Below are 21781 nucleotides of genomic sequence, written 5' to 3'. Positions count from 1 at the left end.
TTGTTTACGTTTTAAAGAGGAAAAGACTACGTTAATACAAATTTATAAACATATAAATCTTGGTTTTTAAAAATATCGGAGTCTATTTTGAAGAAATTATCCTCGAAGTAGTAGTACAAAAGACTTATTATGCCTATCGTTAAAAGTAGCACTCTATTTATGTCCCCCAAAAACAGTTCACATTTATTTAGACTATGTGTAATAAGATGGTGGTAACCGTTCTATTACACGATTTGTTGAAATTCATGTTAATAGGAGGAAATAAAATGTATGAAAACAATCGAAAAAAAATATGGAACGGGCCCTCCAAAGCGATCCCGCTTTCTCTTTTACATATAAAAAATGAACTCAAGAAAAAAAGCAAAAATAATTCCGCTTCGCATAAAAAAGAGACACTAACCATTGAGGAGAAAATGCTTATTTCTAACATTAAAGTACAAACAAAACAGCTTAATCAAAATAATATAACGCGAACACGAGCTTATTATCAATTTTATCTCCGGTACCCTGAGATACACTGGGCGCTGCTTGGACATATGGTATCACGTAATGGTGGTTGGAATATGACAGATTTAAAAGGAGATTTATATACAAGGCTGTTATCAGAAAAAGACCAGGATATCTTTTTCTCTTTTTTAGAACGAGGGAATTGGTTAATCTTTCAAGATGTGTATCCCCAATTTTTATTATATGAACAAAGCATCAAAAGAGCTAAACAGCTCTTTCATCTTCTACCACATCTCAATATATCAACATTTATGGAAACAATGTGGAACTATTTTTGGAGAACAGGGGATCGCTACACCCTTACTATCGCAACCATTATTAATGAACAAAGTTATTTAGAAAAAAGGGTCATTCAAAATGCCTACTTTCAAAAGACAGTACTCAATAGTGTTGGATTTAAACTCTTTGACTTCTTGCGTTTTAATCATATTCTTTTTCCATTCTATGAAGATGACACTAAACAAAAAACATTATTATTTGGCGATACAATGACGCATTTCACCTCCTTGCATGAGCGAATTTTGCTCGGTAAACGCTTGTACGCCTTGTTATTCCGAGATGGAAACACCTTATCAAAAGTAGTAAGTTGGATTCACGATCACCCACATACAGCTTCACGAAAAGACTACTGGCCTCACTTATTTGCTGATGTAAATGAGTCATTTTCCCGTCAATTTTATAAACGTAGAACAAAAAATTGCCAGCTTAGAAAAGGAGCAAATCGTTTATATAGTCCTCAGTTAATATATGCATGGAAGGATTTGAAACATGAAGAAGCTGAAAAAGGCGATTGGTTTACGGACTGGCGTATAATAGACTATTTCATTAATAAGGGAGCAAATTTTAATGGAGAGATTAAGAACAACTATTGTAAAACACTTAAAAAAATTGAACTTGCAATTCTTACAAAAAAGAATATCCTTCTCAGAGAAGAAGAAACAGAAGAGTAATCACCTAGCATTTATAATTACCATTATTTTCTCCTGTTTCATTGGGACATATTTAGACTTCTTATTTGTTAGTAAACAAATGTATGATTTCCCGCTAAGACCATTTCCAAATATATTTCCAGTCAACATTGCCTTTACGTTACTACTATTACCAACCTTTACGGCTTTCTTTTTACATATTGCCAACGTTTTATCTACAGTTTCAAGAATTCTATTTATTATTTTAATCGGAATTGGTGCAAGTATATCCGAACAGTTTGCTGAAAACTTAGGATTGTTCACTCATAGCGAAAACTGGCATCATTCTTACTCCCTCTTCGGATATATGATTTTCATGTTTTTTATGTGGAAGACTTATCGGTGGTTACAATACTAAAAAAGCAAATTAGAAACTAACTTCTAATTTGCTTTAAATGTCCCTCATTAAATCCCATGTATTTGTAGATTCTGTATCTGATAACGTAATAATTTTTTCAATAATACATCGCTCATTGCTCTGTAGACTCATAGATGCAACAGAGCACAACATTTTATGCTCACCAATACAAATTCCCTCTTTTGCATGCAAAAACATTGGCACATCATTTGCGTCGTTACCAAAAGCAATGAACGACCCTTCCTCTACTCCTAATTTTTGTAAACCTTTCCATTTATCAATCCCTAATGGACTTATGTCGATAATATCTTCTTGATGATGTGCGTACATTTGTACAGATAGTTCATTTAACACTTGCACTAATTTTTCTTCATTCCCATCAGGGAACAACACAACTTTCACCATTTCATCAATACAATCAATCGATACATTAGCAGCTAATTTATCGGGATCTATGTTGCGATAAATCGGATGGTTTTCACTTCCAGTATAAGCATAATCCCATTGAGTATCGATCAAATACGCAAGCTTATGCTCCTCGATTAATGATCGAATAGACTTCATTGTTAATTTATCAAATGGTGTAACCTGAGTGACTTTTCCATTTTTCGCAACAAATGCCCCATTTCCACCAATCATTGAATAGTGATGCATATGCTTTGGTATCACAGGTAATAAATCTCTTATTGGTCTAGCAGATGCAAATATGATTTCATGCCCTCTAGCATGACAAGTATCTAATGCTTGAATTATACCTTCCGTTAATGGTTTTCCTTTAAAACAAATTGTACCATCAATATCAAAAATAAATTTCATATACATCACTCCTTTCTTTTTAATGTAAAAAAATTCTTTTATAATGAACAGGACAGATGTCCGGAAAGGAGAAAAATCATGAAAAAAATTGATGACGACTTGCTGCTATCAACTTACTTAACAAATAAACATATACAGAAACTTTTCACTCACCTTCATCACCCATTTCAAATTCGACGATATGATGTAAAAGAAATTGTGTTACACGAAGGAGGAACTATTGACGGCCTATACATTCAAATATCTGGACGTACAAAAATCACGACGAGCGTAATTACAGGGAAAGCATTATTACTTCGATTTTGTTCTGCAATTTCCATCATGGGTGATATCGAACTCATTCAAAATGTAAATATACAATCTCATGTATGCGTTGAAGAAAAAACCGATTTTATTTTTATTAATAAACACTATGTTAATAAAGTACTTTTACATGACATTACTTTTTTACAGGAACTTTTACGCCATGTGACTTACAAACTACAAACATGTACAACTGCCTCACGTATTAATTTGCTAGCTTCAGTAGAAACACGATTTGCAAGTTACTTATGTACAATACGAAATACATCTAAACTATTCGGGAGAGAAATTCGTACAACAGATCATCACGAGATTGCTTCACTTATCGGTACTACAACTCGACATTTAAATCGTATTATCGAAAAATTAAGTATAATGAATGTCATTCACAAAGAAAATAAACAAATTATCGTAAAAGATTGGGAATCTATTGAACAGCTTTCTAATGGTTTAAGATACGAATGATATCGTTATACTAAACATCGCTGCATTCCCAAAAGGAGCAACTCATTCTAATTGCTCCTTCTCTTTATGATTTGTCTTTATAAATGTTTAGACGATCCTAAACTACATCTCCCGCCACTAACATAGAACGGTTTTGAAGTGTTTTTGAACGCAGACTATACCCAATTACTTTCTTCTTATACTGTTTAATTACATCAACGTGATCATCGAAACTGTAAATCGAAAACTTAACATCATGTTTGCCTCTCTTTGTTTCAATTACTAATGGAATTCCATCATGCTGTGGCGGAAAATAGTATTTCTCTAAAAATATCGCTTCGTTAAACTGATTAATTATTTGGAGTCTATCTTCCTCTTCTAAGCCTTTTCCATCAACCGTTACAGTGACAGTCTCCTCATTCAATTGTGGGTGCAATTCAAATCTACTGATAAAAGACTCTACAACTGAGGTTGGAACACTTGACACTACTATTTTAAGACCACCGAAAAGAAACAACATCACTACAAACCAGGTCGTCATAATTTATCATCTCCGCTACATTCTAAATTCTTATTATCTTTGAATACTATTTAAAATTTCTGCAAATCGTGTCATTCCTATATGAATGTGATTCGTATTCTCTCTCCCAAAAGTAAAGCGTACATACTCTTTTTTTGACCCTAAAACACTTCCTGGAACAAAAGCTATCCCGTTTTGTATCGCCCCTCCCAATAAATGGTGTTCATTAATTGAGCTCTGCACTTGACACCATAAATGGATACCCCCCTCCGGAACATGAAATTTAACTTGATTCCCTAAAAGTTCCCTAAGACTTGTAATTAATTGGTCTCTTCTCTGTTTTAGTTGTTTACGAAGCATCGAAATATGAACATGAAAATTTTCTGATTCTAAAAATTGATTCGCTATCCATTGTGGAAAGACACTATGTCCAAAATCGACTTGCTGCTTTGCATCTGCTAAACGCTCAATGACCCGGGGCGGACCAATAATCCACCCAATTCGCAATCCAGATGCTACAATTTTCGATAATGAACTAATATACAGAACATTTCCATTCGTATCCATAGATTTTAAAGTTGGATTTACGTTACCATCGAAGGCTGTTAAGCTATAAGGATCATCCTCTACGATTGGTATCCCAAATTCAGATGACAATTCTAAAAGCCTTTTCCGGCGAGACAAAGAAAGGACCGTTCCTGTTGGATTCTGATAGTCTGGATTTACAAATACCATGCGTATTCGATGTTTTTTATGCAAATCTACCAAGTCATCTGGATTCATCCCATCCTGATCTACAGGTAGATAGAATATTTTTAACCCAGCAGATTTAAACATCGGAAGCGAAAAACAATAAGATGGGTCTTCAATCGCAATCGCATCTCCCGGTTTAAGCAAACATTTCACAATAAGATTAAGTGCTTGTTGCGCCCCTGATGTAATTAAAATAGAACGAGAATCAACATCGATATTTTTATATTTATCAACATGCAAAGAAATCGTTTCCCTTAACTTTTCATTTCCTTGTGGATGATCATATCCTAGATGCTCCATAAATATTTGTTCTGAAAGAATCATGCGAAACTGATCAGTAGGAAATAAATCCTGTGACAACTCACCACTTGCCAAATTAATCAAATCATCCTTTTGTATTTCCGTTCGAATATGTTGGACTAGCGGCAGATTCGGGAGAAATGAACCATCTTCTACGTATCTCCCCCAGTTTGGGGTACGTTTACGCGATACCCCCCATATATCTGTGTTTATCCGCGTTCCGCTTCCTTTTTTTCTCTCTACTATCCCAAGCGATTTCAGTTCCTCATATGCCGCTACTACCGTACTACGGTTCACTTGCAACTCTTTTGCTAAAGTACGTTCTGAGGGTAACATACTATCTGAAGAAAATTCTCCCGAAGAAATTCCCTGTTCTATATAGTCAGCAATTTGTTTATAGACTGGCGTTTTATCTGCACGATTAGGTCTCCATTCCATCTAATTCTCTCTCCCTTATCAGCAGACTTTTTTATTATTCAAAATAAAAATTAACGTGTTAACTTCCGTTTGTTATATACTAAATACTTCTACACGAAATGTCATTTGAAAGTATTTCCCTATTTTCATTTAGCCTACCCTATCCCTATCCAACTATGAAGATATTAACTCATTCTACAGTATGAATAGTAGTAACTAAATTCATACATTAGGGCATCTAGCTACTTTACGTTAAAGAGCAATGTCTCTCTATTCTTATAAAAAATAATCATCCCATTTCATTTAGACCACCTATTTATTAAAAATAGAAGGACTACAAAACAGCAACCGCATACCACGTAACACCTATAAGCAGACTTAAAAGCAGAACGATATAAATAGCAGTCAAGTTCGTCACATTTTGCTTCGTAGACTGCCCGTAATTTTCTTCCGTATTTCTTGCAACTAACATCGTCCCTAAAAGGGATACAATTACAATAATAATAACGAATGAAATTGCAAATTTCATTGGCTTTCTCCTCTCTAAAACCAGTCTATTTGAACAAATAATCTAATTGTTTAACTTAGGGATGAGAACATAATTATGATACTTAAAGCATACTATCCTTCTCTTTTATAATAAGTGATATTCACTCCGAAAGGACCATCCACTTTCACAAGTTTTTACTCATCCACTTTACAAATATAAACTAAAAAAGAATCATACCAACAAAAAAAAGCAAACAACCTACTGAGCCTTGCTCATCAGTTGTTTGCTTTATATTAACCCTCTAATATATTTTGGCTTCTTTATACCTACATCAAAATTTTTTAATCTTATTAATTAGAAACATGTTAACTAGACAAAGTGAATTAACGGTTAGCTACTTCACTCTCTGATTGAACATCTACCGGAACACGCTTCCCAATTCCAAAAGCATAAAAGCTAATGGTAACGACCGCCAGGAAAATGATACCTACGATAAGTGAGATTCGTGTATCTTCATTGAACCACATACCGATTAATACCATAATTAAAAAGGCAATCGTTACATAGTTTGTCACAGGTGCAAACGGCATTTTAAACGGATGATTTTCCATTTCAGCTCCTTTTGCTTTTCTGAAGCGAATTTGACTAATCAGAATGACAAACCACGGAACCATACCCGGAAGCACACTTGCGCTGTATACATACACGAATAAGTTTTTCGGTGCAATATAACTTAAAATAACACCAATTGCTAAACCAATTAACACACCAATCGTACCAAATAAAGGTACACCGTTACGAGAAATTTTCGCAAAGTATTTTGGTGCTTGTCCATTCACTCCTAATGTATAAAGCATACGTCCTGCACTATAAATACCACTGTTACACCCAGACATTGCAGCTGTAATTACGACAAAGTTAATCAATCCTGCTGCTGCTGTAATCCCAACTTTCGCAAAAGTTGCTACAAATGGACTACCAATTGAATTCAGCTGATCCCAAGGGTAAACAGTTACAATCACAAAAATAGCCCCAATATAAAAGATTAAAATACGCCAAATCGTACTTTGAATTGCTTTCGTTAACGTTTTTTTCGGATCTTTTGCTTCACCAGCTGTAATCCCAATTAATTCAACACCTTGATACGCACCAACAACTAGCGATAGAGCAAAGAAGAATCCCGACCAGCCGCCCGTAAAGAAGCCGCCGTTCTCCCAAAGATTAGATACCCCGATTGCATTTCCTCCGTTACCAACTCCAAAGAAAATAAGTCCAAACCCCGCAATAATCATTAATACAATGGTAACGATTTTAATCATTGCAAACCAAAATTCAAATTCACCAAACGATTTAACAGAAATTAAATTCGCTGCACCAAGAATCACCATTGTGATGATGCCTGGTATCCAAGCAGGTAAATCTGGGAACCAGTACTGCATATATGCCCCAACTGCTATAATTTCTGACATTCCAACGATGACCCATTGGAACCAGTTGCTCCACGCCGTCATATACCCAGCTAATGGATGTATATATTTATGACCAAACGTCGCAAATGAACCTGTACCTGGCTCTACATACAACATTTCTCCCATCGCACGCATAATGAAAAATATAAAAATCCCTGCAATTGCATAAGCAAGCATTACCGATGGGCCTGTCCATTGAATCGTACTGGCTGATCCCATAAATAAACCGACACCAATTGTACCGCCTAAAGCAATCATTTGAATATGACGCGCTTCTAATCCCCTTTTTAGTTCTTTATTTGCCACTTTATTTCCTCCTCATTCACAATTCATCAGCGAAATGTGATACTACAACTCATATTAAGTAAAAATAATAAGCAAGCGTCACTTCTCTCTCTCCGAAAAACTCCCCCTAAAATCTTTTTTACTTCTTTTGATCATTCGAAATAATCTGAAAAATAAACCCATCTCCCTTTCATCATTAAGTTACAAAATTACTTATTTTATAATAATTTATCTTTCCGAAAAACACAATTATTTTCTGAAAAATTATTCTATATAAATTATTAGAAAATAATAACTATATTAGGAATAAAAACCATTATCAACTTATTATAAAACCACTTTATCATCTAGCAAATTTAAGAAAATAGTTATCTACCTACTATGAAATCGCTACATTAGTATAATAAAAAGTACAACTTCCTTATCAACGTTTCGGCTTTATTTTAAATTCATAAAAGGCTAGTAACAAATCCGTTTCATGTATTATGTTATGAACAACCTCGCAGAAGATGGTTATATCATTGACAGGAGACTTTTTCCATTACACTTATGCTATATTTCCCTATCCCACTGCCAGATTTATATACACTCCAGTAATTTTTCTTTCATTTACAACAGAAATGAATCTAAATATAACGATCAAACAAGCCGAATATGTAATATTGCGTTCATATTCTATTCATAATTCTCATGTAACATGCTTTATATAAAGTTTTTATTATCAAAAATCACCATTGCTAAAACTACCTTAGGAGGTATACGATGAAAAAACTATATCATGCATCGTTCACGTATTTAATTATCGGTTTACTATCAGGTATATTTGCAAGAGAATATGCAAAAGCACAAGGAATTCAAGGTACTACTCTGCTGAACCTTTTGCACACACATGTACTAGTTCTTGGATTTTTCTTCTTTTTAATTGCCTTAGCCTTATCAAAATCATTCGCATTTCATGAAACAAAAGGTTTTAACACGTGGTTCATCGTCTATAATATTGGATTAATTTCAACCATTTCTTCAATGGCGGCTCGTGGATTTCTTCAAATCAATGGAACTGATTTGAAAGGATTAAGCCATATTGCAGGAATGTCTCATTCTATCATCGGTGTCGGCCTCGTTTGGTTTATGATTCTATTAAAAAAATCATACAAAGGATAAAAGGAGGACAAATATGAACTTAGCTGTTCTATCAAGTATTATAGCTCTTTGTATGGCTGTGGGAATGATGTTTCTTCGTTTAAAATCAGCAAAAAAACCTGTAACACTAAAAAAAATTATACTCCCACCAATTTTTATGAGTACGGGAGCTTCTATGTACGTCTTACCAGAATTTCAATTAACAACAGCAGAAATTCTAGAAACAGTTATCATTGGTTTATTTTTCTCCATTTTTCTTATCAAGGCGTCAAAATTTGAAATACGCGGAAAAGACATCTATTTAATTCCCTCTAAAGCGTTTATATTTATTTTAGTCGGTTTACTTGTTGTCCGTATTGCTTTTAAATCATATTTAAGCCAATCAATTGATTTAGGGCAGTTAAGCGGCATGTTCTTTTTACTCGCTTTTGCGATGATTGTTTCTTGGAGAATTGGAATGTACCGTTCATTTATAAAATTACAGCGTGAAATGCTGTTTGTAGACAGAGGTCTTTAATGGAAAACGGTCATCTCTATATAATGTGAGCCCGATACAATATCGGGCTCACATTATTTACTTTTCTATGGAAACATTCATGAATATATAGGGGAGTCATACTCCTCTATATATTCATGATGCTCCCCAAAAGTTAATACATGTATAGCAATACTTTCCCCTAACACTTCATAATATGCCTACTTTTATAACAGCTTGAAAACACTAGTTAGAAAGATTAAATTATGGATTTGTACTTGTATCCGCCCATAAAATTTTTGTTTATTTAAAATTAATTCGATTTAAAAGCTTTGTCTTTTGATAGTGGAACATCGATTGAGAGAGCTCAAAGATCGTTCCATTGGCAAGGTGTACTGTATTTTCGATGAGAAGTACTGGATCATGTTCATGTATTTCTAATAATTGTGCACTTTCTTCATCTGCTTTTTCACAACTAATTACTTTATCGGCAAATCCGATATTAAGTTGTAAATCTTCAATTAAATAGCTGTATATAGATTTTAATGCAATGTCTTCATTTAAATATGGAACGATATCTTTTTTTAAATAGCTTAGTTCAGTAGAAAACGGTTTACCGTCGACAATACGTAGCCGCTTCAAAAAGTATAATTTTGTTCCTACTTGACATTGCATCCGCTTTGCTATTTCTTCATTTGCTTCTAGTACTGCTAGTCGTAACACTTTCGTCTCCACATTTTGTGAAACAAGGTTTTTCGTTAAACCCCGTAGACTTCCTAAATTAATGTAATCTGTTACAGATGTTTCTCGTAAAAACATTCCACTTCCTTGCACTTGAAAAATATAACCTTTATTCACAAGTTGACTGATTACTTTGCGGATTGTATTTCGACTTACTTCAAATCGATTCATCAACGCTTCTTCTGTAGGTAGCTTTTTCGTTTCATTAAAAATTCCATCTCGAATGTCTTGCTCTAAAACATCTGCAATCTGTTTATACTTCGCACTCATATACTTTCTCCTAAAATTCTCTTTTGTCCTTTATAACTCTTCACCTCTCGTTTCAATAATATGCTTATACCAATGAAACGAAAGTTTTTTCTTCCGTTTTAAGTTATCATTATGGTCGACAAAAATAAAGCCATATTGTTTTTTATAACCATTTAACCAACTTAACAGATCAATAACAGACCATGCGTAATACCCTTTCAAGTGAATCCCTTCTTGAATCGCACGTTTCACAACTTTTAAATGCTCTTCAATATATTTAATTCTTGGAATATCTACAATTTCTCCATCTATAATTGGATCTTCATCACCAAGTCCGTTTTCCGTTACGTACATTTTAATATCACCATATCGTTCTTTCAACATATGCAAGCCATCCAAAAATCCTTCTGAAGATATTTCCCATCCCCATTTTGTATACGTTTTATCTTCCATCTTCACTGTTCGATAAAAACCATCAAAAGAAGGATTCCCTGGAGCAAGTGTTGCGTTTTCTCTAGAATGTTCCTCGTTTTTAACACCGCTATTATATCGTTCAACTCGTATAGGTTGATAATAATTCAAACCGATAAAGTCATTTTTTTCAGCATTTTGTTTTATCGTTTGTAACTCTTCGTTCGTCCAGTTCGGTGTCCAGCCTTTTTCTTCTAATTGCTGCACAACATAAGATGGATACTCCCCTTTCAATACTGGATCATAATACCAAAATGTTTCATATTCATTCGCATGATTTGCTGCTCGTATATTTTCCGGGTGATGATCCACACTATACGCAGGTAAAAACACATGTGTAATCCCAATCTCTCCGTATTGCTTTAACTGCTTGTACAATGCAACGGTTTTAGCATGTGCATAAAATACATAGTGAGTGGCTTGAAAATATTTTGAAACGTCATTTTGAATTCCTGGTGGATGCGCTCCCTTTAAATACCCTAATCCGCAAAACATCACTGTCTCATTAAACGTAATCCAATGTTTAACCCTATCACCGAATGCTTTAAAACAAACTTCTGCATACTTTACAAAAGCTTCTGCAGTTCGTTTATTCGTCCAGCCCCCATCTTCTTCTAAAGTTGATGGCAAATCCCAGTGGTATAACGTTACAAATGGAACAATTCCATATTTTAAACATTCATCAATAATATGATTATAAAATGCTAATCCTTTTTCATTTACTTCTCCGTCTCCAGTTGGTAAAATCCTCGCCCAAGAAATAGAAAAACGATAAGACTCTAGACCCATTTCTGCCATTAATCGAATATCTTCTTTATATCGATGATAATGATCAACAGCTACATCACCATTTGTCTCATTGTACGTTTTACCAGGGATTTTCGAGAACATATCCCAATTCGTAACACCTTTTCCATCCTCATTCCATGCACCTTCTACTTGATAAGAAGCTGAAGCAGCCCCAAATAAAAAATCATGCGGAAACTTCATAGTATATACCTCCATTTCATTCCAATAAATCAAATTCATGTATACATATAAAATTTATAGGTACAAATTTTATATGTACCAGTATATCGTAAGTTTTTATTTTTTTCTATATGCAAAGTATGAGTGCTCCCACTTAGAATTTTCTCGCCCGTTGGACCCTTCCTATTTCACGTACAAGTGATTCTACATATAAAAGCGAAACAACCTTAAAATTCCTAACCTAATAACGATAGTTCTTCTCCAAAATTTAATGTAAGAAACAAAAACGGTCACCCTTTCACGAAATATTGATGACAAGGTGACTGTTTTTGTTTTAAATTATACATAACTTTAACTTGATAACTATACTTCCTGATCATCCCTTTTCAAATCCACTTCAATCTTTCATAATAAACATTTCGCTACTACTGTACCTTATTCGTTTTGATATTATACTCATAAAAAATGTAATCTCTTCATTAAATAGCAAAGAAGATTGCCAAGGATGATCCTTGAAACTGCTGAAAATTTTAATCTTAACAGCCCCAAAAGAAGCGATTGACTATATCACTTCTTTCATTCCTAAACTTATACAAACTATTTAACAGTTTCCAATAGCAGTCTACTTCCCTTTTTTGGATTGCCTATCTACCAATATCTCGTGCTATTTCGTATGATGAAAGTTTTGAAAAAAGCTAGTTTTACATAATTCAGACGGTTCAAGCAACTGGCCAGCATGGTAAGCATATTTAGCCATAGCAGTAAGATAATTCGCATTGGAAGTAAAAAAACCTTCTTGCTTTCCTGTTTGAATTCCATGATACCAATCTTCTAACCCCTCTACTATTTTACTTCGTTCATTTGATTGTTGATTTGTATGAATTCTAAAATAACTAAGTGGTTCAGCTATATATACTGATTTCCCTTGAGATAATAATGTTAACCAAGAAGCTATATCAACGTTACACAAATATCTTCTACCTTTAAACGTACCAAATGGATGTGTTAAATCTTTTTTACGAAACAACACTGTTGTTGGTTCTCCTATCAAATTACATACATTCATCAGCACTTTTTCCCCTAATTGTTTTTCATTTAATACTGTATCTATTGTAAATAAAGGTTCAGTGGACCATACATTTGGCGAAATATTTCCTTCATCATCAATTACTTTACGATATGATGTTACTAATTTAATTTCTTCGTTTTCATCCATTAAATAATAGTTCATCATTTTTTCAATTTTCTTCTCATGATATAAATCATCGTCCATCAAAAAGTTAATATATTCACCTTTTGCTAATTGTAAAAGCAGAATATCATTCTTAAATTGTCCCAAGTTCTCCTCATTTTTTATATACTGTATATTTTTGTGAAAAGGTAAATATTTATTTTTAACTAATTTTTCTGTTTCGTTATTTGTACTATCATCACCAATAATAATTTCGATATTTGGATATGTTTGTTTCAAAGCAGATTGTAAAGCTAATTCGAAATATACTGGTCTATTATATGTTGGTATTAATACGCTAACCAATGGTAATTCAATTTGTTTTTTTTCTACATTCCGAAAAAAATTCCCTGTATATCGATTTTGCAACTCATTTATTTTATTAAATACACCTTCAAATTTTTCATCATAGCCTTTAGGAAATAAAACACCTAAACCAGAAGAATGAACAAACTCAAAATGTGGATATTTTTGTTTTACTTGATCCCAAAATTTATATACTCCAAAATTTCTTTCTTTTACCGAAATATCATGAAACAATATAACTCCTTGTTTTTTTAATTTAGGTAACCACGTTGTAAAATCATGCGAAACTGCTTCATAAGTATGATAGCCATCAATATGCAATAGATCTATTGTTTCATCTTCAAAAAGAGGTAGCGCATCATCGAATGTAGAACGTATCATTTTAGCTATATTAGAGTAATATAAATTTATTGCGATAGATACTGTTTTAAACACATCATCACCATAAAATCCACTATGCAAATCCCCCGTCCAAGTATCAATAGCAAAACATTCCGTAGAAAGACTCCCATCTTTTATACTTTGGCAAAAGCTAAAAAAAGAACTTCCAAAATGAGTACCTAATTCTACAATTTTTTTAGGTTTCATAAATCGCACTAAATCGTATGCAAAATTAGCATGCCCACTCCAAGCTGAACTTCTAATATTCGGATCATGATTGTCAACCTCAAACACAGGCAAATAATATATCCACTTTTCCATCATTTCACTCCTATAAATAAAAATTATAAAGCATTCAATCCTACACTCTATAAAATGTATTCATAAGCTTTAAATGTGTGATGTTATAACTTTTTTGTAAATAGGAAAAGTGCGAGTTATGATTGGCAACTATATAAATCCATTTTGATTTTAGGGCACATAACCCACTGCTAGGAAAAACAAAAAGTGAACGACACTCATTTTCTCTCTTTGTTTTCACTTGGCATGGGGCAGGAAGAGGGGCTGACCGCTTCTATGCATAGCAGGATGCTCTCTCCCTCCTAATTGGAACCTAAAAATTTGATTAAACTATCTCGCATAATTATAAATCCAGGATTACTCCCCTCAACGTATTTAACGAAAGAGATAACCTAAGTTTTGCAAGATGATTCACAAACTGTAGACCGCCATGGTCCTATTCAAGGGAATTATGCATTTTGAGAAGCTATCAGGAATTATTTACAACTATATTAGGTAATACTAATAAATTCGCTTTCTTACCTTCATCTATTGTACCTACTTGTTCATCAATCCCTAAAATCTCCGCGTTATTTTTTGTTACCAGATGAATTGCTTTTCTTTCATTAATACCACCAAAACGAATCATGCGATCTAACTCTCGCCAAAAATCATAGTGTGATACATAAGCCATTGTCGCATCGTTTCCCGCTCCTACACTAATGTCATTTTCAACTGCTTGTTGGAAACTAATTAACATGTCTTCGTAAACAATTTTAGCATTTTCAAAAAGTACATCATTAATATTTTTTTTACTTCTATCTAGTAATGCATATGGATAAGCAATTGATGGACATGTATGGTGCCCCCCCTATAAAAAAGAGGACAGATATACATCTCCCTCTTGTGTTCAGCCAATATTATTCTTGCTCATCCATAATTTTCTCAAACGCAGCAGATACTTTTTCAAATTCCTCGTCACTCTCAATGTATGAGAATTCACTATCTTCTTCTACTTTTAAAAAGAAGATATCAATGTCTTCCTCTGTTTCCGTTTGAATGTCTTCTACAAAGCCAACAGCAATGTATTCTGCTCCTTCGACATTCATCGTTCCAAGCACTTCAACTTCCTGCTCCTCATTATTCTCATCGCTAAGAGTAAAAATTTCTCCTACTTCAATTTCCGCCATACTCATCCTCCTGTCATACTCTAAAAAATAGAATGTATAAATCGCATACTTACTAGTATAGCTTTCCATAAAAAATCGAATTAATGCGCAAAGAACAACAATTTCTTGCCGCTTCAGCGTAAGTATCCACTTTCTTGTTCATATCTTTCTACAATCATCTTCGGCAGTAAGAGTTCAATTGATAGTTCCGTTTGAGAACAAGATGAAGACTGTCTGTATGCATCTTACGGTTCCAACGTTTTTTCCAGACGATTGTTTGAAATGCAAAGCGCTTCGCTCGATTATATATTTCAATCGTCTGTGTCAATACATCTATCATTTCATACGGTAAACCGGTCTTATAGATCCGTTTCGAAAAATACGCTTTCTTCACCCGTTCTCACCCCATTTTGTTTGATACGATTATCATACACTAAAACAAACGTATGTTCTTAAAAATGATTCATCCCCTACCTTCACTTCACATTTAGAGGCGGGGCCTTCTCAGTTAAAATGATAAATTAAATATGAAGCAAGTGTTAAGGTGAACTAAAGGTGACTTTAACTTAATTCGAAGAATGAAGTGACCAAACTTTGTTTTAAACACTGTACATATACTTACAAAGAGGTATCTCCAATTTGATTAACCTTTATTCAAATTGGAGTGTTTCTATTTGTAGTTAACTCCATGTTTATTTGAAGTTTTTAATCAACCTTTATTGTAAAGTTACATCCTTTTGTGGATTTGAAATAAAGTCGTATCGTTTATAAAAAAATTGCACCGTTATACTCCCTTTATATTATCTAAAGGGGTATATTTATAATAAACAGGAAAAGAACATCTGAAATTGAAAGATCAATTAAGAAAATGTTGAATGACAATTAATTGTTTCGTTAAAGGGTCATAGTGTTGAAGATGAACTGGGAATAAAAATCAAAACACATAATAAAAAAAACAATATTTAATGTCAAAGTAACAGATGACTCTAGAAAAAATTTCCAGTTGATTAAAAAGGATTTACAATAAACCAGTTCTTCATGAAATTTTCATTTTTAAGGAAGTGGACGGATGAATTTATTAACTTTTACTGAGGAATTTTTTAATTATGTAAGGGAGTTTTTACTTTTAAGATTTACACTATTTGCTTTAGTTCTCATGACTTTTTCCTTTGTCGTAAACCGTAGTATTGATTGGTTCTTTAGGAAGTCAAGCTTTTTTGATAAAGAAGTAGAACAGACGATTCAAAGTGTAATTCGATCAATTTTTAGGTATGGAATTATAATCAGCCTTGTTATTTATCTAATTAGTCAATTTGTAGATATCAAAGGTATTCTTGCAGGTGCAGGGATTGCTGGAGTTATCGTCGGTTTTGCTGCACAACAAATGCTAAAAGATGTTATATTAGGGTTCGCAAGGTTAACGGACAAAGAGTTTCGTGTCGGCGATTTTGTTACTTTTAACGGAACAAGTTCAGGTACCATTGAGGAAATTGGTATTCGTTTTATGCAAATCCGTGAATGGTCGGGAAAACTTCTTACCATCCCGCACGGAGAGATTAGAACCATACAAAATTTTAATAAAGGCTGGATGCGGATTATTGAACGGCTTACGGTAAGTTATCAGGAAGATCCTATAAGAATAAAGGAATTGTTAGAAAAAGCATGTGTTATCTGCAATGAAAAATTGAATCACAGTCTATATAGGATAGAGGAAGAGGTTGTTGAACCATTTCAATATATTGGTGTTACAGACTTAAATCCAAACCTTAAATATGTTGGGTACGAATTTTGTATTGTAGGTTCGGTTAAACCTGAGGAATATTTTGAAACTTCTAGGCGAGTAAGGTTTGAACTAATGTCTATATTCCATAAGAATCAAGTACAAATGCCAGCAGCGAATATGTTCGTTCATACTGAAAAATTACAGGAGATTCCTGGAGAACAGCTTTCACCAAGTAGGTAAAGAAAACTAGCTGATTGGAGAACCTAAGTCTGTTCATGAGGTGTGATTGGAAATTATATTTTTGGGTTTGTAGACGACAGCTTTTGATGAGTTTAAGGGGTCTCCTAAAAAGTAACTTCCTTACTTGGGCGCGGTTCTGTAGCAAGAATCGTGCTCATTCTTTATGTATCGGGACATATTCTTGAATAACTCATTGTGGAAATAATAAAAATTCGGGATGGTGCGTTGGTGGAATAAGGAACATTAAAGTAATCAAACTTTTTTATATTTATAGTCATTTTAATATGTCGCTCCTTTTCCTCTTTTTATCATTGTTGACAGATTAAAAGAGGCTCGGGCACAAAAAAAGGCCGTGGAGAAGACTTTCTCCACGGCCTGTAAAGAATGTCATTTGTATGACATTCTTTTACCCAATCCATTCGTTTTAAACTAAGCTATACACTCCACACTCTTCACGAAATAAATTCGTATCATATTTATGTTCTATATAAACTTGGTGCCATACCATAAATGCTATTACTGTCCAAATTTTACGACTATAATCACCTTTATCTGTGCGATGTGCTTCCAGTAAGTTTAATACATATTGTTTATCAATTAAATGCTCTGTTTGGCTTTCTTTAATAATAGTAACAGCCCAATCATGCATTTCATCTTTTAACCAGTGACGTATCGGCACTGGAAAACCAAGTTTCTTACGATCTAGTACATGATCTGGAACGATTCCGCGTACGGCTTCACGTAAAATAGCCTTTGTTTTTCCATTGGAAATTTTTAACTCTGTCGGGATTTTAGAAGCGACATCAAAGACTTCTTTATCTAGAAATGGAACGCGTAATTCTAGTGAGTGAGCTGTAGACATTTTATCCGCTTTTAATAAAATATCTCCACGTAACCATGTGTACATATCAATGTATTGCATTTTACTTACATCATCATAATCTTTAATTTCATTATACAATGGTCTGGTGACATCCTTATAGTTAACACTTTCATTGTAAGACTTCATTAACTCCCTTTTCTCTTCTTCACGAAAGATTTTCGCATTACCATAGTAGCGTTCTTCAATTGGTGTGCATCCACGCTCTAGAAAGCTTTTCCCTTTAAATCCTTCTTTAAGCGCTCCACTTAAAGCTTTTAAAACTGTTTTCCCTGAAGTTGGAATGTATGAAAACATTTTTAAAGAGTTTGGCTCACGGTAAATATTATATCCACCAAATAGCTCGTCTGAACCTTCACCAGAAAGAACAACTGTTACATGTTTACGCGCTTCTTTTGCAACAAAATACAATGGCACTGCTGCTGGATCTGCTAATGGATCATCCATGTGCCACATGATTTTTGGAAATTCATCCATAAATTCTTGTGGTGTTACAAATACACTATAGTTTTTTACACCTAATTTCTCAGCAGTTTCTTTCGCTACATCTACTTCACTAAATCCACGGTGCTCAAAACCAACGGAGAACGTTAGGAGATTCGGATTTATTTCTTTTGCAATGGAAGCAATAATAGACGAGTCGATCCCGCCAGATAAAAATGCACCTACTGGGACATCACTGCGCATATGTACTTTTACTGAATCATATAATACATTGCGAATTGCTTGAATGTGTTCCTCTTTTCGGGTATCTAAAGCATTGAAGTATGGTTTCCAGTAGCAATGAATCTCTATTTCTTTTCCAATTTCTTTTATGAAATAATGACCAGGTTCAATTTTGTTAATATCATTTGTTAATGTTTCCGGTTCTGGTCCGTATTGATACGTAAAATAATGTTGCAGAGAAGTTGGATTTACACTCTTATCTTGCATGACATGTAAGATACTTTTCTTTTCAGATGCAAAGAAAGTTGTATCATCCTGTTGTGCAATGTAAAGTGGTTTAATTCCAAAATGATCACGCGCGCCAAATAACTTTTTCTCTTGACGATCCCAAATAACAAAAGTATACATTCCACGAAGATGATTTACACATTCTTCTTTTACATGAGCATATAATGCAACAATAACTTCCGTATCTGACTGAGTTGAAAAATTTGCTCCCTGTTTAATTAACATTTCACGTAGTTCTATATAGTTATAAATTTCACCATTGAACATAAGTATATAACGTTCATTTTCATATGTTAGCGGTTGATGTCCCGCATCCAAATCAATAATGCTTAAGCGTCTAAATCCAAATTGGACATGCTCGTCACGGAAATATCCTTGATCATCCGGACCGCGATGGTATAACAGATTTGTCATATTTTCAAATTGTATTTTTTCTGTTTCTGAATAATCTCTTGCAGTATTATACAGGCACCCTACATAACCACACATTTTTTTACCTACTTTCGATTTATCTATTTCCTAAAATTTCAATAGTGTGATTCACTTTCTAAAAGGTAAGAAAATCACATCCTTTATTTAAGGCTTAGCAAATATTTAATGCTTATAAATTAATATTTATCTCTTATACAGTTTCTAATAAATTTAGATAACAAAGATATTATTATTGATAAGTCAAGCTAATTTAAACCTTAGTTAAATTATAAATCTATAACAGTTTAGGGCAATGCTGATTTTTCTATCACAATCATAGATATGTTCTATAATTTTTCTACTATTTATTTCAATTTCTATTAATATTTAATTAATTTTCTAATCTGTTCTTTACTTTGTTCAGAAATAGGAAATCCCAATTTTATAATTTCATTTGTAAGTAATTCGATAAAATTTCTAGTACCAAACCCAATAAATTTATCCCTACGCAAAATAAGATTAACTTCCCTACTAATACTAGGATTTACTATAGGGATAGCTGATAAATCATTATCCTCATTAATATCCAGTAAAGTTTTAGATACAATCGTCGCTCCAAATTCACTCCTAACGAGATCAAATAACGAGTCGATACTAGAGGTCTCAATGATTGGATACAAGTTTATTTTTCGTGGTATGCATGTATAATTCAATAACTTTCTACATTCATGACTTTCTGGAAACAAGATTAGTGGTAATTTATTCACTTCAGAGAATTGTATTTCTTTCTCATTAACTAATGGGTGGTTATTTGATAACACTAAAAATAGCTCTTCTGTATATAATGGTATTTTTATAATTTTTTCATCTTCGAATACGTAATCGGAAGAATCAATTGTAACAGCAAAATTAACCTGATTCTGATTTATTAATTCTAATATTTCATCTGAACTTATAATCTTTACTGTTACCTCTGGATAATTTTTATGAAAATCTAATAATAAAGTGGAAACTAGGTCTGTTAGTTCGCCAGGCAAAGCTGCGATTGAAATTTTCCCTCCCTTTATTTCTTTCAATTCACTTATTTTTTCTTTTATATTATCTACTGCATTAAAAATATGTTTACATTCATTAGCTAAAATATAACCAGCATCAGTTATAGCTATTCTCTTCCCTAATCGGTCAAATAACGGCATACCTATTTCATCTTCAAGTACTCTAATTTGATGGCTTAATGTAGGTTGTGTAATCCCCAACTTATTTGCTGCTTTTGTAAAATGAAGTTCTTTACAAAGTGTCATGAAATACTCTAACTGCCTTAATTCCATATTAAAAATAATCTCCTTCATTTTTTATTAGTCCATTACTAGAGACTTAATTTATTTAGTGAAAATAATTGTATTTCTTTGTACCTCTTTCCTCTTATTATAAGAAAGCCTTAACTTTCTAACCTTATAATAACTTTATATTCTTTCTGTACTTTACCATTGTCGAAATGTCCTATTCCTTCATTTATGAAAAAACGTAATTCACTCTAAATACATGTATGAGAGTGAATTACGTTTTTGTTACTTGAGATTCGCTAAAATTTTATGTAGCAACCTCATTTTAACTCTCAGTTGTTAATGAATCAATTCTATCATCTCTATAATTAAAATAGATACTATCTATCATTTTTATAGAAATCATAACATTGATAAATAACCAGTGGTTTATATAATAAAGTTAAGCTCATGAGCCAATCGTTTAAACAAATATAGAGATAATAAATAAGGAGGCAACTTATATGCAAAAAACAGTTGCAGGTATTATAATTCCCGATAGTAAGATGGCGGTAGAGGCTCAAGAAATACTTCGTGAATATGGTAATGATTTACTTTGGAATCACTCAAACCGTGTTTATTTATTTGGTGCCCTTCAAGGGAAAAAAGCTGGTCTTAAATATGATGAAGAGCTATTATATGTTAGCGCTCTATTCCATGATCTTGGGCTTACAAAGAAATTTAGTAGTCCAGATAAACGTTTTGAAGTAGATGGTGCAAATGCTGCACGTAGTTTTCTTCAACAACATAGTATGGATAATGAGTCAATTAGACTGGTTTGGGATGCGATTGCACTTCACACAACGATTGGAATTGCTGAATATAAAGAACCTCAAGTTTCATTAATTTATTCTGGAGTAGGATACGATGTTATGGGGGATGGATATGACGAAATTTCAGAGGAAATTCGTGAACAAGTTGTATCTGCCTTTCCTCGAGATAATTTCAAGCAAAAAATTCTTCCTGCTTTCCTTGAAGGTTTCGCTCATAAACCTGAAACTACTTTTGGGAACATTAAAGCAGATGTTTGCTCGCTCCTTCTTCCGGGCTTTAAACGCAAAAACTTCTGTGATTGCGTTTTACACTCACCTTGGAAAGAATAGTCATTAAACTTTTTATTGGTAGAAAAAGGAAACGTCTAAAATAACTTGATTACAATGCTGTTTTTTCTTTATTTTCTAAACTGCGTTTTTTCCGCTTTATCATTATC

18 protein-coding genes and 3 pseudogenes are annotated in these 21781 nt (G+C 33.3%); 7 read left to right on the top strand and 14 right to left on the bottom strand.

Annotation, left to right across the window (positions count from 1 at the left end):
- Positions 1-266: 266 nt before the first annotated feature.
- Both ACX5JI_RS04985 and ACX5JI_RS04980 read left to right on the top strand, forming a co-directional pair.
- Positions 267-1457 carry a DUF2515 domain-containing protein gene (locus ACX5JI_RS04985; protein WP_459499959.1) on the top strand — a complete coding sequence of 397 codons (1191 nt, stop codon included), beginning with the start codon at positions 267-269 and terminating at the stop codon, positions 1455-1457.
- A complete protein-coding gene (locus tag ACX5JI_RS04980) occupies positions 1354-1833 on the top strand; it encodes a CBO0543 family protein (protein WP_459499958.1) in 480 nt (159 codons plus the stop codon). Before ACX5JI_RS04985 ends, ACX5JI_RS04980 begins: the two co-directional genes overlap by 104 nt.
- A gap of 33 nt (positions 1834-1866) precedes the next feature.
- On the opposite strand, the gene ACX5JI_RS04975 is transcribed toward ACX5JI_RS04980, so the two are convergent.
- Positions 1867-2655: an HAD-IIB family hydrolase gene (locus ACX5JI_RS04975; RefSeq protein WP_459499957.1), complete on the bottom strand. Its 789-nt coding sequence runs from the start codon at positions 2653-2655 to the stop codon at positions 1867-1869.
- Between the two features lie 72 nt (positions 2656-2727).
- On the opposite strand from ACX5JI_RS04975, the gene ACX5JI_RS04970 reads away from it, so the two are divergent.
- The gene (locus tag ACX5JI_RS04970) at positions 2728-3417 is read left to right on the top strand and encodes a Crp/Fnr family transcriptional regulator (protein ID WP_459499956.1); all 690 of its coding nucleotides are present in this window, start codon (positions 2728-2730) and stop codon (positions 3415-3417) included.
- Positions 3418-3514: 97 nt separating this feature from the next.
- Here ACX5JI_RS04970 and ACX5JI_RS04965 read toward each other — a convergent pair whose 3' ends face one another.
- The 4 genes from ACX5JI_RS04965 to ACX5JI_RS04950 all read right to left on the bottom strand — a co-directional run bounded on the left by ACX5JI_RS04965 (position 3515) and on the right by ACX5JI_RS04950 (position 7651).
- Positions 3515-3937 (bottom strand): YfmQ family protein, encoded by a 423-nt coding sequence (locus ACX5JI_RS04965; RefSeq protein ID WP_459499955.1) that lies wholly within the window; start codon positions 3935-3937, stop codon positions 3515-3517.
- Between the two features lie 33 nt (positions 3938-3970).
- The gene (pdxR, locus tag ACX5JI_RS04960; protein WP_459499954.1) at positions 3971-5407 is read right to left on the bottom strand and encodes a MocR-like pyridoxine biosynthesis transcription factor PdxR; all 1437 of its coding nucleotides are present in this window, start codon (positions 5405-5407) and stop codon (positions 3971-3973) included.
- 313 nt (positions 5408-5720) lie between these two features.
- A complete protein-coding gene (locus tag ACX5JI_RS04955) occupies positions 5721-5915 on the bottom strand; it encodes a hypothetical protein (protein WP_459499953.1) in 195 nt (64 codons plus the stop codon).
- A 344-nt stretch (positions 5916-6259) separates the two neighbouring features.
- Positions 6260-7651 (bottom strand): amino acid permease, encoded by a 1392-nt coding sequence (locus ACX5JI_RS04950; RefSeq protein WP_459499952.1) that lies wholly within the window; start codon positions 7649-7651, stop codon positions 6260-6262.
- A 741-nt stretch (positions 7652-8392) separates the two neighbouring features.
- Here ACX5JI_RS04950 and ACX5JI_RS04945 point away from each other — a divergent pair.
- Both ACX5JI_RS04945 and ACX5JI_RS04940 read left to right on the top strand, forming a co-directional pair.
- On the top strand, positions 8393-8791 hold the full coding sequence (locus ACX5JI_RS04945) for a DUF2871 domain-containing protein (RefSeq protein WP_459499951.1): 399 nt from the start codon (positions 8393-8395) through the stop codon (positions 8789-8791).
- 13 nt (positions 8792-8804) lie between these two features.
- On the top strand, positions 8805-9287 hold the full coding sequence (locus ACX5JI_RS04940; protein ID WP_459499950.1) for a CcdC family protein: 483 nt from the start codon (positions 8805-8807) through the stop codon (positions 9285-9287).
- Between the two features lie 261 nt (positions 9288-9548).
- Here the strand turns inward: ACX5JI_RS04940 and ACX5JI_RS04935 are convergent, their stop codons facing one another.
- The 7 genes and pseudogenes from ACX5JI_RS04935 to ACX5JI_RS04905 form a co-directional block, all read right to left on the bottom strand.
- Positions 9549-10256, bottom strand: a complete 708-nt coding sequence (locus ACX5JI_RS04935; protein WP_459499949.1) for a GntR family transcriptional regulator — start codon at positions 10254-10256, stop codon at positions 9549-9551.
- A 30-nt stretch (positions 10257-10286) separates the two neighbouring features.
- The gene (locus ACX5JI_RS04930) at positions 10287-11696 is read right to left on the bottom strand and encodes a glycoside hydrolase family 1 protein (RefSeq protein ID WP_459499948.1); all 1410 of its coding nucleotides are present in this window, start codon (positions 11694-11696) and stop codon (positions 10287-10289) included.
- A 643-nt stretch (positions 11697-12339) separates the two neighbouring features.
- Positions 12340-13152: pseudogene (locus ACX5JI_RS04925) on the bottom strand (glycosyltransferase); the annotation flags it as partial.
- A gap of 108 nt (positions 13153-13260) precedes the next feature.
- Positions 13261-13914 (bottom strand): annotated as a pseudogene (locus tag ACX5JI_RS04920) (class I SAM-dependent methyltransferase); the annotation flags it as partial.
- A 448-nt stretch (positions 13915-14362) separates the two neighbouring features.
- Positions 14363-14719: an amidohydrolase family protein gene (locus ACX5JI_RS04915; RefSeq protein WP_459500284.1), complete on the bottom strand. Its 357-nt coding sequence runs from the start codon at positions 14717-14719 to the stop codon at positions 14363-14365.
- A gap of 73 nt (positions 14720-14792) precedes the next feature.
- The gene (locus ACX5JI_RS04910; RefSeq protein ID WP_459499947.1) at positions 14793-15062 is read right to left on the bottom strand and encodes a DUF1292 domain-containing protein; all 270 of its coding nucleotides are present in this window, start codon (positions 15060-15062) and stop codon (positions 14793-14795) included.
- Positions 15063-15228: 166 nt separating this feature from the next.
- Positions 15229-15435, bottom strand: a pseudogene (locus ACX5JI_RS04905) (IS200/IS605 family accessory protein TnpB-related protein); the annotation flags it as partial.
- A gap of 675 nt (positions 15436-16110) precedes the next feature.
- Between ACX5JI_RS04905 and ACX5JI_RS04900 the strand changes: the two are divergent.
- Positions 16111-17004: a mechanosensitive ion channel family protein gene (locus ACX5JI_RS04900; protein WP_459499946.1), complete on the top strand. Its 894-nt coding sequence runs from the start codon at positions 16111-16113 to the stop codon at positions 17002-17004.
- A gap of 424 nt (positions 17005-17428) precedes the next feature.
- On the opposite strand, the gene asnB is transcribed toward ACX5JI_RS04900, so the two are convergent.
- The gene (gene asnB, locus ACX5JI_RS04895; RefSeq protein ID WP_459499945.1) at positions 17429-19327 is read right to left on the bottom strand and encodes an asparagine synthase (glutamine-hydrolyzing); all 1899 of its coding nucleotides are present in this window, start codon (positions 19325-19327) and stop codon (positions 17429-17431) included.
- Positions 19328-19629: 302 nt separating this feature from the next.
- On the bottom strand, positions 19630-20577 hold the full coding sequence (locus ACX5JI_RS04890) for a LysR family transcriptional regulator (protein WP_459499944.1): 948 nt from the start codon (positions 20575-20577) through the stop codon (positions 19630-19632).
- 458 nt (positions 20578-21035) lie between these two features.
- On the opposite strand from ACX5JI_RS04890, the gene ACX5JI_RS04885 reads away from it, so the two are divergent.
- A complete protein-coding gene (locus ACX5JI_RS04885) occupies positions 21036-21674 on the top strand; it encodes an HD domain-containing protein (protein ID WP_459499943.1) in 639 nt (212 codons plus the stop codon).
- Positions 21675-21781 lie beyond the last annotated feature (107 nt).

The organism is Bacillus sp. C1 (assembly GCF_054570475.1).
Note: the sequence above shows the minus strand (reverse complement) of the source record. Positions and strands in the feature narration are given on the sequence as shown.

Bases quoted from the DNA above. Each gene is read 5' to 3' on its own strand.
- ACX5JI_RS04985 (WP_459499959.1), top strand. From the start codon at position 267: ATGTATGAAAACAATCGAAAAAAAATATGGAACGGGCCCTCCAAAGCG.
- ACX5JI_RS04980 (WP_459499958.1), top strand. From the start codon at position 1,354: ATGGAGAGATTAAGAACAACTATTGTAAAACACTTAAAAAAATTGAAC.
- ACX5JI_RS04975 (WP_459499957.1), bottom strand. From the start codon at position 2,655: ATGTATATGAAATTTATTTTTGATATTGATGGTACAATTTGTTTTAAA.
- ACX5JI_RS04970 (WP_459499956.1), top strand. From the start codon at position 2,728: ATGAAAAAAATTGATGACGACTTGCTGCTATCAACTTACTTAACAAAT.
- ACX5JI_RS04965 (WP_459499955.1), bottom strand. From the start codon at position 3,937: ATGACGACCTGGTTTGTAGTGATGTTGTTTCTTTTCGGTGGTCTTAAA.
- pdxR (WP_459499954.1), bottom strand. From the start codon at position 5,407: ATGGAATGGAGACCTAATCGTGCAGATAAAACGCCAGTCTATAAACAA.
- ACX5JI_RS04955 (WP_459499953.1), bottom strand. From the start codon at position 5,915: ATGAAATTTGCAATTTCATTCGTTATTATTATTGTAATTGTATCCCTT.
- ACX5JI_RS04945 (WP_459499951.1), top strand. From the start codon at position 8,393: ATGAAAAAACTATATCATGCATCGTTCACGTATTTAATTATCGGTTTA.
- ACX5JI_RS04940 (WP_459499950.1), top strand. From the start codon at position 8,805: ATGAACTTAGCTGTTCTATCAAGTATTATAGCTCTTTGTATGGCTGTG.
- ACX5JI_RS04935 (WP_459499949.1), bottom strand. From the start codon at position 10,256: ATGAGTGCGAAGTATAAACAGATTGCAGATGTTTTAGAGCAAGACATT.
- ACX5JI_RS04930 (WP_459499948.1), bottom strand. From the start codon at position 11,696: ATGAAGTTTCCGCATGATTTTTTATTTGGGGCTGCTTCAGCTTCTTAT.
- ACX5JI_RS04910 (WP_459499947.1), bottom strand. From the start codon at position 15,062: ATGGCGGAAATTGAAGTAGGAGAAATTTTTACTCTTAGCGATGAGAAT.
- ACX5JI_RS04900 (WP_459499946.1), top strand. From the start codon at position 16,111: ATGAATTTATTAACTTTTACTGAGGAATTTTTTAATTATGTAAGGGAG.
- asnB (WP_459499945.1), bottom strand. From the start codon at position 19,327: ATGTGTGGTTATGTAGGGTGCCTGTATAATACTGCAAGAGATTATTCA.
- ACX5JI_RS04890 (WP_459499944.1), bottom strand. From the start codon at position 20,577: ATGGAATTAAGGCAGTTAGAGTATTTCATGACACTTTGTAAAGAACTT.
- ACX5JI_RS04885 (WP_459499943.1), top strand. From the start codon at position 21,036: ATGCAAAAAACAGTTGCAGGTATTATAATTCCCGATAGTAAGATGGCG.